Genomic DNA, 12,738 nt, shown 5'->3' on the forward strand with positions numbered 1-12,738 from the left:
CAGCTTTTCCACCACTCCAGGAGGTACCGGTGAAGTTCACAGCAGCAGCGGGTAGGGCCCGACGGGTCGCGGCCGGCCTCGGGCTCGCCGTAGCGCTCGTGTCGGCGATGCTGGTCGGCGTTCCGGCCGCACACGCCGCGCCGAGCGAGCCCACCCGCGCGACGGACAGCGGCGCCGCCGCCGACCGCGCGGCGCGGGTCCAGAAGGCCTACCGCATCCAGCCGGACGGCTCGGCCCAGGAGGTCTCGCCCACGACCGATTTCAGCGCGGCCGCCACGCCGTACGCGCTGATCCTCTACCCGGCCTACGAGTCGGACTGCTTCGCACGGGAGATGTGTATTTGGACCGGTGACTACTACTCCGGCTACGGCGTGTTCATGGGCGGCGACTACGCCTGGTGCCAGGGCTGGCGGTTCGAGAACACCGTGTTCCAGGACCACACCTGGTCGATCTGGAACCGGGTGACCGGAGGACCCTCCTCCATCTGGAACAGGTTCTCCGACGGCTCGTACCGCTACACGAAGTACGGGCTGCTGCAGAGCGGCTACAAGCACGCCACACGGTTCAGCCTCATCATGGACGCCTGGGCGTTCGATCCCGCCAACAACTGCACGAGTCTCAACCTGGCGCACATCTGATCCACGGCACACCGTGTGCGGTCGCCCCACCGGGCGGCCGCACACGCGCTACCGTCGTCGCACCCACCGCCGGCTACAGGAGACCACGATGCGACCCGACGGCTACGACGCCTTCGCCGAGGAGTACTCGAACGAGAACGAGTCGAGCCTCCTCAACGCCCACTACGAGCGGCCGGCGATGATCGATCTCGCCGGGGACGTCAACGGGCGCCGGATCCTGGACGCCGGCTGCGGCTCCGGTCCCCTGTTCGCGGCGCTGCGCGCCAAGGGCGCCGTCATGGCCGGCTTCGACGCCAGCCCCGCGATGGTCGAACTGGCCCGGCGACGGCTCGGCGCGGACGCGGACCTGCGGGTGGCGGACCTCAGCGGGCCGCTGCCCTACGCCGACGACACGTTCGACGACGCCGTCGCCTCCCTCGTGCTGCACTACCTGCGCGACTGGACCGCACCCCTGGCCGAACTGCGTCGCGTCCTCAAGCCGGGCGGCCGCCTCATCCTGTCGGTGAACCACCCGACGGTCTACAAGGTGTTCAACCCGGACGCGGACTACTTCGCCGTCGCGCAACACTCGGACGAGCTCACGTTGAACGGCCGGAACATCGTGTTGACGTACTGGCACCGGCCGTTGCACGCCATGACCGACGCGTTCGCCGAGGCGGGTTTCCGCATCGCCGTCGTCAGCGAGCCGCCGTTCTCCCCGGACACTCCCCGCGACCTGCTGCCGGAACACCTGCACGGCCGGACGGCGTTCCTGTCGTTCCTGTTCTTCGTCCTCACCGCCGACCTGTAGCGGCGGTCGGGCCGCCGGGCGATGTCGTGCCCGGCGGCCCCGACCGTTGCGTCAGATCGCCACCAGGCCGGCATCGACCTCCATCACCGTGCCCGTGACGTTGCGCGCATCATCCGAAGCCAGGTAGATCACCGCCGCGGAGGTGTCGTCGCGCATGATGAGGGGGTTCGGCAACGCCGTGGCGAAGGCCGAGCGCTCCTTCTCGCTGAGTCCCTGGAACAGCGGCTGGAGGTGGGTCGCGATGCCGGTGTTGGCGACCGCGCCGGGGCTGACCGTGTTGACCCGGATCCGGTGAACGCCCCATTCGATGGCCAACGCCCGGGTGAGCCCGACGACCGCGTGCTTGGACGCGATGTACGCCGAGAGCAGCGATCCGCCGACCAGGCCCGAGACCGAACTGATCGTCACGACGGAGCCGCCCCCGGCCGCCACCAGGTGCGGCATTGCCGCGAGGAGGGTGTTACGCACACCGACGACGTTGACCCCCAGGTTTGCCTCCCACTCCTGGATGCTGTGCTCCTCGAACCGGCTGGCGGTGATCACCCCCGCGTTCGCCACCACCACGTCGAGCCGGCCGAACGCGGTGACACCCTCCTGCACGGCCGAGGTCAGGGCGTTGAGGTCGCGGACGTCCACCTTCGACGTGATGATGCTCCGGCCCCGGTCGCGGACCATCTTCTCGGTGAGCGCGAGGTCCTCCTCCGACGCCATCGGGTATTCGATCCCGGCGACCGGGCCGCAGATGTCGACCGCGATGATGTCGGCGCCCTCCTCGGCCATCCGAATGGCGTGATTACGCCCCTGGCCGCGGCCGGCCCCGGTGACCAGGACGACCTTGCGCGCCAGCCGGCCGCCACCCTTTTCGGCACTGGTGATTTCCTGAGCGGTGGTCATGCCGTTCTCCTGTCTCAACGTCTGATCTGAATACGTCGAACCGCTTTCCACGATCGCAACTATTTGTCGTGCGAGGTGGCACGCAGACAAACGTAACGACCCTTTGCAACGCCAAAAGGGGCGACAGGATGTACTCCCCACGCCCTGACACGGCATTTATCGAGGAAACGACGACTGCCCATTATTTCGCACACTAGGAGAACCGCGAGTAATTCCCGCCGACCATTGTTACGGTGACCACAGTGGTGCTCCAATAGGGTCCATGGGCCGTCCGCTGAACCAGCTCGTCACCTTCTCCGTCAAGCCCGAAAGACGGGCCGATTTCCTCGCGGCGCTGGCCGACGTGTTGGCGCACGCCCGCCGGGAGCCCGCCAATACCTACCTGCACACCACCGAGTCCGCCGAGGAACCCGGCCGATTCGTGTTCTTCGAGAAGTGGCGGGATCGCGACGAATTCGTGAACGTCATCCAGCAGCGGCCCTACTTCCGCCGCTATGTGGCGACCACGCAATCGATGCTCGTCGGCCGGCCGGTCACCACCGTCCTGCACCGGGTCCCGGAGCCGGGACTTCCCTGGTCCGGGCACCCGAATCCGTGCGTACTCGGCTGTTGAGGCGTACCCGCCATCGGGCATAATCGACCCGACATGCGCGCGGTCATTTACGAGTCGGCACGGCTCGACATCTGCTACGACAGCCTGCACGGCCTGTCGGTCGGCGACGCATTGGGCGCGCAGTTCTTCATGGTCGGACGTTCGGTGCCGGAGCTGGTCGCCGGCCGCCCGCCGGTGGGCCCGTGGGAGTGGACCGACGACACGCACATGGCGTGCACGGTCGTGACCGAGCTGCGCGATCATCGCGAGATCGGGCGGGACCGGTTGGCGGCGCTGTTCGCGCGGCGGTACGAGCCGAGCCGCGGCTACGGAGCCGGCGCGGCGGCGATCCTGCACGAGATCCGCGCCGGTGTGCCGTGGCGGCAGGCGGCCGCTGCGGCGTTCGCGGGGCAGGGATCGTGCGGCAACGGCGCCGCGATGCGGGTCGCCCCGCTGGGCGCCTACCACGCCGGCCGACCGGCACAGGCCGCGCGACAGGCGATCGCGTCGGCCGAGGTGACCCACTCCCACCCGGAGGGCATCGCCGGCGCGGTCCTGGTCGCCGTCCTCGCCGCGCACGCCGCGGCGGCCCGGCTCGACGGTTCGCGGCCGACACCGGAGGAGCTGTTCGCACGGCTCGATCCCTACCCGGCCGGCGAACAGTTGCAGCGCGGCATGCGGCGGGCGCGTCGGCTCCTGGCCGCGCGGACCACCGCGGCGGAGGCCGCTTACGAGTTGGGCAACGGCTCCCGGGTCACCGCGCAGGACACCGTGCCGTTCGCCCTCTGGGTGGCGGCCCGCCACCTGGCGGACTACCCGGCCGCGATCACCGCCTGCGTCGAGGCCGGCGGCGACATCGACACCACCGCCGCCATCGCCGGCGGCGTCGTCGCCGCGTACACCGCGATCGGCGAGCGCCCCGGTGTCACCGGCGTGCCGCGCGCCTGGCTCGACTCCCGCGAACCGCTGCCGTCCTGGTCGGCCCGCATACCCTGACCTTTACAGAACGGAAATACGCGGTACGGTCGCTGCCGTGTTAGAGGGTCTCGACGCGATCGACTGGACCACGCTGCACGGCGCGTACGGCCCGGCGGGCGAGGTTCCCGAACTGATCCGCGCGCTCGCCGACCGGGACGCCGAGACCGCCGCGAAGGCGCGTGGGCGGCTGGAAGGCTGGATCATCCACCAGGGCACCACCTACTCGGCGAGTGCGCCGGCGGTGCCGTTCGTGGCGGCGCTGCTGTGCGACGGCGCGACGCACCACCGGGGCGGTCTCGCCCGGATGCTCGGCGAACTGGCCGCGTTCAACAACCAGCGCACGAAGCACGTCGCCGCCGTGCGGGCCGCCGTCGAGGCCGAGGTCGACCGGTTGACGCCGCTGCTGGAGGAGGCCGACGCGGAGGTGCGCGACGGGGTGGCGTTCGCGCTGTCGCAGTGCCCGAAGAGCAAGCGCCGGACGCTGCCGCGCCTGCGCGCCCGGTTCGCCGTCGAGCCGGAGCCGCAGCTGCGGGCGCGCCTGCTGGCCGCCGTGCAGTGGCTGGACAGGAAGACGCCGCTGGTCGCCGAGTCGCTCGGGGCGGACCGGCACCCGGCCGTTCGCGCGGCGGCGGCGCTGATCCTGGCGCGTTCTGACCAGCCGTGGAACGAGCCGGCGACGTTGGCCGTCCGGGAGGCCTGGGACGGCGGCGAACCGCTTTCGAGCTGCTGGTGGTGGGGTTGGCGGTCGAGCCCGTTGCAGGAGCTCATCGCCGGGCTTGGCGACAAGGGCGCCGACGGTGCGGCCGTTCTCGGCATGCTGCTGGCCTCCTCGGCCGACCCCGTGCGCGAACAGGCCGCCGCCGCGACGGTTCTCCTCGTCCGGGCCGAACGGCGGGCGCGCGAACCGCTCGTGCCGATGCTGACGCGGGCGCTCGCCGACGGTTCGGCGCAGGTTCGCCGCGACGCGGCGCGCGCACTGTCCGAGGCCGGCGCGGCCGCCCGTCCGGCCGCCGACGCGCTCGCTCAGGAGGCCGTGCTGGCCCCGGCGGGGCTCGGTGCACTGGTGCGGTTCGACGATCCGCGCTGGCCGGCCCTTGCCGCGGCCCGCCTCAGGACCGGCGCCGACGTCGAACGCACTCTGGAGGCGCTGTACGAGGCGCACATCCCGTTCGACCGCGAAGTCATGGACGCGATCACCGCGACCGATCCGCAAACCTGGCACCGGTGGGGCATCTATCTCCTCGCCTCCTGGGGCGCGGACGCGGCGCCGGCCGTCCCGCAGCTGCGGGACCTGCTGGACACCAACCTGGGCGCCTGGGCGCTCGACGCGCTCACGGCGATCGGCCCGGCGGCGTCGGAGATCCTGCCGCGGTTGCGTGCCGCGCTCGACGGGCCACCGGTCGTCAAGGAGTACGGCAACCGGCGCGTCCCGCACGTCGCCGAACGGATCGCCGTCCTGCGCATCGGCGGCGATCCCGCACCGGCGCTCGACGCGGCGCGGGCCGCGCTCGCCGTGCTGCGCGGCCGCCCGACCGGCGGCTTCTACGACCTGCCGCACGACGGCGCCGTCGCGCTCCTCGACGCGCTCGGCGAGCACGGTCGGGAGCTGCTGCCCGAGGTGCGCGGGCTGGTCGCCCTGCGCGCCGACCTGATCGGCCCGGCCCGCGCCCTGTGGCGGTGGACGGCGGATCCGGAGGAGGTGCTGCCGACCGTGCGGACCGTCCTGGATCTCGCGGGAACGCAGTTCCGCCAGCGCACCCCGCAGTACCCGGGACTGCCGGCCATCGCTCTCGCGGTCGAACTGGGCGACGCGTCGCTCGCGCCGCTGCTGCGCCCGTTCCTGGCCGATCCGACGTCCCGCACGCGGGTGCCCGCCGCGCGCGGCATCTGGCGGCTGACCGGCGACGTCGACGGGCTGGTCGCGCCGCTGCTCAGGGAGGTCACCGGCCGGCCGCCCGGGCCACGCTGGCGCGAGGCGCTCGACCTGCTGGCCGAGATCGGTCCGCCGGCCGCCGCCGCGCGGGACGAACTGCACGCCGCGGCCGCCCATCCGCGGTGCCCGTTCGTGGACGAGTTCGACTATCGGGACGACCGCTGGCTCGGGCATCGCGACGACACCTACCTGGCCGGCGTGCGCGCCGCGATCGCGGCCCTGGGGTGAGCCGGCGCGGGAGCCTGGACACGAACGCAGACCGTACCCGTCGGGTAGCTTGCGAAAGGACCCGAGGAGGAGACGCGTGGGCGCTGGTGGCTTTTCGCCGAAACGGCTGGTCCGGCTGCGGGAGTTCCTCCAGCGGCAGGTCGACTCCGGCTTCGTCCCGGGCGTGACGGCCGTTCTCGCCCGCCACGGCGACACGTATGCGGAGACCATCGGCACGCTCGCGTTCGAGGGCGCGGGAGCGCAGCGGCACATGGCGGGCGACACGATCTGCCGCATGGGTTCGATGAGCAAGCCCATCGTCGCCGCCTGCGCGATGACGCTGATCGAGGACTGCACGCTGCGCCTGGACGAGCCGGTCGACGCCCTTCTTCCGGAGCTGGCGGACATGAGCGTGCTCGTCGACCCCGACGGGCCGCTGGACCGGACCGTTCCCGCGAATCGCCCGATCACCGTCCGGGACCTCCTGGACGGCACGCTCGGCACCGGCATGGTCCCGGCCGAGCCGGGCACGGTCCCGATCGCCGACGCGCTGGCCACCGTGCGCCGCACGACGCCGGACGAGTGGCTGCGCCGGCTCGGCGCCCTCCCCCTCGTCCACCAGCCGGGCGAACGCTGGATGTACGACACCGCCGCCGACCTCACGGGCGTGCTCATCGCCCGGGCCACCGGGACGTCCGTCGAGGTCGCCCTGCGCGAGCGGATCTGCGCGCCGCTCGGCATGCGGGACACCACCTTCAGCGTGAACGCCGAGAGCCTCGGCCGGCTCGCGACGGCCTACGACCGCGACACCACCGCCACGGGCGAACCGGTCGTGGAGGACGCCCCCGACGGGCGGTACAGCGGGCCGCCGGCGTTCGAGTCGGGCGGCGGCGGGCTCGTCTCCACCGCCGAGGACTACCTCACCTTCGCCCAGGCGTTGCTCGCCGGCGGCACCTACCGCGGCGAACGGGTGCTCTCCCGGCCGGCGGTGGCGCTGATGACCAGCGACCAGCTGACCGCCGAGCAGCGGGCGGTCTCCGGGTTCTGGCCCGGCTACTTCGACGCCCTGGGCTGGGGCTACGGCATGTCGGTGCGCACCCGCCGCACGCACCTCGGCCCCTCGGTCGGCAGCTACGGATGGAACGGCTTCTACGGCACCATCTGGTGGAACGATCCCGTCGAGGACCTGACGGCGCTGCTCGTCATGCAGCGGGCGCACGCCAGCGACCCGAGGCTGCCGCTGACGCAGGACTTCTGGACCCTGGTCTACCAGTCGATCGCCGACTGATCGCCGGTTCGCCGGATGCGTTCCAGCGCGTCGGCGGCGGGACCGTCACCGGCGCGGTAGGCGATGATCACCTGCCCGTGGGTGCCGGCCACCTGCAACACGTGCCGCCGCAACGCGAACACCCCGGCCACCGGATGCCGGAACAGCTTCGTCTCGTCGCGGGTCGGCCGCACGTCGTGCCGCGCCCACAGTTCCCGGAACGTCGGGCTCTCCCGCACCAGCGCCTCGACCAGTTCGCGCAGCGACGGTTCGTCGAGGGCGGCGGCCCGCAGCGCGCCGACCGTGTGCGCCGCCACCGCCGGCCAGTCCACGTACCACTCGCGGGCCCGCGGGTCGAGGAAGACGTCGCGGACCAGGTTGCGGCCGGGGGCATGTGCCGGCACGAGTCTGCGCGCCAGTTCATTGCTCGCGAGAACGTCGAAGTGCCGCCCGCGCGCGTACGCCGGCACGTCCCAGGCGTCGAGCAGTTCCTGGAGCCCGTCGGCCGGCACCTCGGGCGTCCCCGGGGCCGGCTGCGGATCGGCGAGGCGGCGCAGGTGCGCGGCCCCGTCGTCGTCCAGCCGCAACGCCCGGGCCAACGCGCCCAGCACCTGCGGCGACGGGTGGCGGTCGCGGCCCTGTTCCAGGCGCACGAGGTACTGCTCGCTGACGCCGGCCAGCGCGGCGAGTTCCGCCCGGCGCAGGCCGCTGACCCGGCGGCGCGCCGTGCCGGGCAGCCCGACCGCCTCGGGAGTGACCCGGGCGCGGCGCGCCTTCAGGTACTCGCCCAGCCGGTTGTCCTCGCGCACGTCGGGTCTCCCTGTTCCGCCGATGGTGACCGTGCGAGGGTACTGGCTACGGTGCCGCGGCCGGCCGACGATCGACGCCGTGAAGATCTGGTTCATCACGGGAACATCGCGCGGGCTCGGCCGCGTCTGGGCCGAATCCGCGCTGGCACGCGGTGACCGCGTCGTGGCCACCGCACGCACCGCGCCACGGGACCTCGTCGAGACCTACGGGGACGCCGTGCTGCCGCTGGCGCTCGACGTCACCGACCGCGCGGCGGTCCGATCCGCGGTGGCCCGCGCGCACGCCCACTTCGGCCGCCTCGACGTCGTGCTCAACAACGCGGGCTACGGACTGTTCGGCGCCGTCGAGGAGATCGGCGAGCACGAGGCCCGCGCCCAACTGGATACCAACCTGCTCGGTCCGCTATGGGTCACGCAGGCCGCACTCCCGTTCCTCCGCGACCAGGGGAACGGGCACCTCGTGCAGGTGTCGAGCGTCGGCGGACTCGTCGGGCTGCCGCTGCTCGGGCTGTACAACGCGAGCAAGTGGGGCCTGGAGGGGTTCTCCGAGGCGCTGTCGAAGGAGGTGGCGCCGCACGGCATCCGGGTGACGCTGGTCGAGCCCGGCCCGTTCGGCACCGACTGGAGCGGCTCCTCCGCCGTCACCGCGGCGCCGCTGCCGGCCTACGACGGGTTCCGCGCGGCGCGGCGGGCCGCATCGACCGCACGCCGCCCGGTCGACCCCGCGCACACCGCCGCGGCGATGCTCACACTGGTCGACGCCGCAGAACCGCCGCTGCGGATGTTCCTCGGGACATACCCGTATCCGCTGGCCGAGCAGGCGTACGCCGAACGCCTCGACACCTGGCGGCGGTGGCGCACCGTCGCGGCCACCGCCGACCCGTGAGGCGGAACGGACCCATCAGTCGCCGCCTCCGCCACCACCTCCACCGTCTCCGCCGCCGTCGCTGCCACCGTCGTTCGACGAGGCCGCGTCGAGGGCGTCCGCGATCGCGGACCAGATGCTGCGGGAACGCTTGGTACGCCGGCGCCTACGGAAGATACCCATGCGGCGATGGTGAGCGGACCCGCCCGCGACGCGCTCGTGCGGCCCGCCGTTCTTGAGGTTTTCTGTAGGCGACGGCCGTCTCCCGGCGTTCTGTCGCACCGGTGGTCTAGCCTGCGGTGCGTAATCGAGGGATCTGGGGAGATTGATGCCGAAGTTCGTGCTGCCCGACGAGGAGTCCTGGGTCGTTCCGGAGCCGTGGCGCAAGGGGATCCATCCGCGCCGGGGTGGTCATCCGGTGCCCTGGGAGGCCGCGCCCGACCCGGCCGCCGTCGTGCGGGACTGGCTCAGCTCCGACAGGATCCACCGGCGGACGGCGAAGACGACGCAGGAGCGCGCCGTCACCTACGACGCGCGGCTGCTGGCCGAGGGCGAGCGCTATCTCGACGCGCTGCGCGCCGATGCGCCGCTGCCGGAGGACATCACCCCGGTGGCGGCGGCGGTGGGCTGCACGCTCGCGCCGATGTCGTACTACCACGGCGACGACGTGGCGGCCCGGTCCACTGTGGACGTCTGGATCGCGCGGTTCGGGATCGAGTTCGCGGTCCGGGTGATCGGCGAGGCCGCCGGACTGGTCGGCACGCCGGAGTTCTGGGTGGACGACCCGAGCAAGGGCAAGACCTACGGGGACATGTGGCGCGGCAACGACGCCGAACGGGTCGCCGCGGTCGCCCGCGCCCTGCGCGCCCGATTGTCCACAGTGGACGACGACAGCTATGCGCGCGCGTGCGCGGTTCTCGGCGGGTATCGCGGCACGGAGCGGCAGCGGCTCGTCGCCTCCTATCTGGTGCCGACGCAGTCGGCGTGGGTCGACGAGGACTGTGCGGCGGTGGTCGGATGGCTCGCGCAGCGGCCGGGCCGCAGCGTCGAAGGGGCATTCGCCCCGCTGCTGCTGTGCTCCGCGAGCAGCGTCACGCACCTGGAGCAGCTGCGCGGCGTGTCGGCCGGGCAGCACGGCGGCGACACGCTCGGCACCGTCCTCGACGGGGTGGGGCCGGCGGCGGTGCCGGTCCTGATGGACAGGTCGTACCTGGAGACGTTCCGGGCGTGCACGGACTCCGTCACGTACCGGGATCCGGTGGAGATCGGCGACCCGCTGGTGAAGCTGTTCGGGCAGACGCCGACGGACGAGGCGTTCCGGCTGCTGTGCCGGTACACGCTCGGGGTGGAGCGGACCCGGGTCGGCGTCCTGCTGAAATCCGGTGCCGTGCAGCGGTATCCGGTGCGGGCGCTGCGGCTGCTGGCCGGGCTGGCGCAGGAGCCGCCGACGGAGTACGTGCGGTGGAAGGACCTGCCGCCCCGGGTGGCCAACGAGAACGAGCCGGCGATCTACGCGGACCTGTTCGGGGCGCTGCTGCTGAGCGAGCCGCGGCTGCTCCCGGCCGTCGCGGCGGCGCTGCCCGACGACGTGCGCGCCCGCGCCGAGGCGGTCGTCGCCTCCGGCGGTGCGGGCGTCGGAGCCGGCTGGGCCGCGCTGCTGGACCGGCACGAACGCGCGCGCTACAACCGCTCCCTCGACGCCGCCGACGACGAGAAGCGGGCGATCGGGGCGCTGGCGGCGATACCGACCGACGAGGCGTTCGGGATGCTGGTGGACCGGGTCGACGTGAAGTACGTCCGGCCGGTGCTGTTGACGGTCGCGAAGAAGAATCCGCTGCGGGCGCTGCGGGTGTTGGCCGGGCGCGCGACCGATCCGGCCGGGACGGCGGCGGAGCTGCTGCGCAACCACGTGCTCGCGCACCCGGCGGTGGCGGCGCAGGCGCTGCCCGAGCTCGACGCCGAGGCGCGCGGGCGGGTCGCGGCGATCCTCGGCGTGCAGGCCCTCACCGACGGCACACCGGGCAGCGACAGCACGACAGCCGGTGTGCCGAGCGCCGGCGATGCGGTGGACGGGGTGCAGCGGGTCACGCCGGCCGTGCTGGACGGGCCGCTGCGCGGGGCCGCCGGCCGGGCGGTGCGCGTTCCCGAGCTGCCGGAGTGGGCCGTCGTGCTGTCGCTGCCTCCGGTGCGGCTGCGCGACGGCAGCGGCGTGCTCTCCCGCGCCGCCGCCGAACGGCTCTGCGCCCTGCTCACCCTGTCGAAGATCGGTGAACCGCACCCGTCGGTCGCCGACGTGCGCGCGTCGTGCGAGCCGGCCGATCTGGCGGCGTTCGGGTGGGGGCTGTTGGAGCAGTGGCGGGTGGCCGGGTACCCGTCGCGCAGCGGCCTGGCGTTGCAGGCCGTCGCGGCGCTCGGCGACGACGGTTCGGCGAGCGATCTGGCCGCGCTCTTCCCGTCGTGGGCCAAGGGGAGCAGCATGCGGGTGCGCACCGGCATGACGGCGCTCGCCGCGATCGGCACCGACGTCGCGCTGACCCAGCTCAACCGGCTGGGGCGTGCGGCGCGGACGGCGGGCTTCCGGCGCATGGCGCGCGAGTGCCTGGCGCGGGTGGCCGAGGCGCGCGGGCTGTCGCCGGTGCGGCTCGCCGATCGGATCGTGCCCGGCCTCGGGCTGGACGCGCGCGGCCGGATCGGGTTCGACTACGGGCCGCGGGCGTTCACCGTCGAGCTGGACGAGCATCTCGCGCCGATCGTCGTCGACGGCAAGGGCAAGCGCCTGGCCCGCATGCCGAGGCCCGCGGCGGCCGACGACCCGGCCCTCGCGCCGGCCGCGTACGAGCGGTTCGCCGAGCTGAAGAAGGAGCTCAAAACCGTTGCGGCCGAACGCATCCGCGCGCTGGAGGAGGCGATGGTCGACGGCCGGCGGTGGGACGTCGCGGAGTTCCGGCGGCTGCTGGTGGAGCATCCGCTCATGTGGCAGCTGACCCGACGGCTGCTGTGGGGCACGTTCGACGGCGACACCCTCACCGCGGCGTTCCGGGTCGCCGAGGACCGCAGCCTCGCGGACGTGGACGACAAGGCGTTCGCCCTGGCGGACGACGCGCGGGTCGGGGTGGTGCACCCGTGGCAGCTCGGCGACGCTCGCGCGCAGTGGTCGACCGTGTTCGAGGACTACGAGGTGATCCAGCCGTTCGCCCAGCTGGGAAGGGAGCTGCACGGACCCGCCGCCGACACGACCGAGCTGGCGGAGTACGTCGACGCGCGGGTCCAGATCGGGCGCGTCTACGCGCTGGCCGCCAAGGGGTGGGACCTGGACGAGGAGCACGACACCCTGCTGCGCGAGTGGACGGCCGACGGGCGGACGGTCGAGGTGCGACTGGCCGGCGGATACCACCCGTTCTCCGGCGAGCGGACCACCCGGCTGCGGGGGGTGCGGGTCGTGGTCGCGCGCTCGACCACGCCGGCGTCGTTCCGCGACCTGCACCCGATCGCCTACTCGGAGACGATGCGCGACATCGAGTCACTTCGCGGCTAGCGCGTGCGGGCCGCGCGGATGCGGGTCACCCGGCCGGTGGCCCTTCTTCGCGGCCTGCACCAGCTCGTACACGTGCGCTCGTCGGGCAGGTCGACGCGCACGTCCTCCAGCACGACGGTCGGCCGGGCGGAGACGGCAGCTCGGTGTACCTGATGGCCGAGGGTCGCCGCCGGCCCGGGTCACGACGCGGTTGACGCTCGTGGTGTTGATGTTCTCGAGCGTGTTGGCCG

11 protein-coding genes are annotated in these 12,738 nt (G+C 73.0%); 8 read left to right on the forward strand and 3 right to left on the reverse strand.

Annotation, left to right across the window (positions count from 1 at the left end; all coding sequences use genetic code 11):
- The first annotated feature begins 29 nt into the window (after nucleotides 1-29).
- On the forward strand, nucleotides 30-638 hold the full coding sequence (locus tag Val02_RS15545; protein WP_203899752.1) for a hypothetical protein: 609 nt from the start codon (nucleotides 30-32) through the stop codon (nucleotides 636-638).
- Nucleotides 639-726: 88 nt separating this feature from the next.
- A complete protein-coding gene (locus Val02_RS15550; RefSeq protein ID WP_203899753.1) occupies nucleotides 727-1,428 on the forward strand; it encodes a class I SAM-dependent methyltransferase in 702 nt (233 codons plus the stop codon).
- A gap of 51 nt (nucleotides 1,429-1,479) precedes the next feature.
- Here the strand turns inward: Val02_RS15550 and Val02_RS15555 are convergent, their stop codons facing one another.
- Nucleotides 1,480-2,322 (reverse strand): mycofactocin-coupled SDR family oxidoreductase, encoded by an 843-nt coding sequence (locus tag Val02_RS15555; protein ID WP_203899754.1) that lies wholly within the window; start codon nucleotides 2,320-2,322, stop codon nucleotides 1,480-1,482.
- Nucleotides 2,323-2,584: 262 nt separating this feature from the next.
- On the opposite strand from Val02_RS15555, the gene Val02_RS15560 reads away from it, so the two are divergent.
- The 4 genes from Val02_RS15560 (at nucleotide 2,585) to Val02_RS15575 (ending at nucleotide 7,320) form a co-directional block, all read left to right on the forward strand.
- The gene (locus tag Val02_RS15560) at nucleotides 2,585-2,935 is read left to right on the forward strand and encodes a putative quinol monooxygenase (protein WP_203899755.1); all 351 of its coding nucleotides are present in this window, start codon (nucleotides 2,585-2,587) and stop codon (nucleotides 2,933-2,935) included.
- Nucleotides 2,936-2,968: 33 nt separating this feature from the next.
- Entirely contained in the window at nucleotides 2,969-3,910 is a 942-nt protein-coding gene (locus Val02_RS15565; RefSeq protein WP_203899756.1) for an ADP-ribosylglycohydrolase family protein, read from the forward strand.
- 37 nt (nucleotides 3,911-3,947) lie between these two features.
- A complete protein-coding gene (locus Val02_RS15570; RefSeq protein ID WP_203899757.1) occupies nucleotides 3,948-6,053 on the forward strand; it encodes a hypothetical protein in 2,106 nt (701 codons plus the stop codon).
- 76 nt (nucleotides 6,054-6,129) lie between these two features.
- Complete coding sequence (locus Val02_RS15575; protein WP_203899758.1) at nucleotides 6,130-7,320, forward strand: serine hydrolase domain-containing protein; 1,191 nt, start codon at nucleotides 6,130-6,132, stop codon at nucleotides 7,318-7,320.
- On the opposite strand, the gene Val02_RS15580 is transcribed toward Val02_RS15575, so the two are convergent.
- Nucleotides 7,299-8,108, reverse strand: a complete 810-nt coding sequence (locus tag Val02_RS15580) for a helix-turn-helix domain-containing protein (protein WP_203899759.1) — start codon at nucleotides 8,106-8,108, stop codon at nucleotides 7,299-7,301. The two genes, Val02_RS15575 and Val02_RS15580, sit on opposite strands and share 22 nt — an antisense overlap.
- A gap of 79 nt (nucleotides 8,109-8,187) precedes the next feature.
- Between Val02_RS15580 and Val02_RS15585 the strand changes: the two genes are divergently transcribed.
- A complete protein-coding gene (locus Val02_RS15585) occupies nucleotides 8,188-8,994 on the forward strand; it encodes an SDR family NAD(P)-dependent oxidoreductase (protein WP_239152950.1) in 807 nt (268 codons plus the stop codon).
- Between the two features lie 15 nt (nucleotides 8,995-9,009).
- On the opposite strand, the gene Val02_RS15590 is transcribed toward Val02_RS15585, so the two are convergent.
- Complete coding sequence (locus tag Val02_RS15590; RefSeq protein WP_203899761.1) at nucleotides 9,010-9,156, reverse strand: hypothetical protein; 147 nt, start codon at nucleotides 9,154-9,156, stop codon at nucleotides 9,010-9,012.
- 145 nt (nucleotides 9,157-9,301) lie between these two features.
- Here Val02_RS15590 and Val02_RS15595 point away from each other — a divergent pair, with 145 nt between their 5' ends.
- Nucleotides 9,302-12,508 carry a DUF4132 domain-containing protein gene (locus tag Val02_RS15595; RefSeq protein ID WP_203899762.1) on the forward strand — a complete coding sequence of 1,069 codons (3,207 nt, stop codon included), beginning with the start codon at nucleotides 9,302-9,304 and terminating at the stop codon, nucleotides 12,506-12,508.
- The last annotated feature ends 230 nt before the right edge of the window (nucleotides 12,509-12,738 follow it).

This window comes from Virgisporangium aliadipatigenens (genome assembly GCF_016863615.1).
GTDB classification, from domain to species: domain Bacteria; phylum Actinomycetota; class Actinomycetes; order Mycobacteriales; family Micromonosporaceae; genus Virgisporangium; species Virgisporangium aliadipatigenens.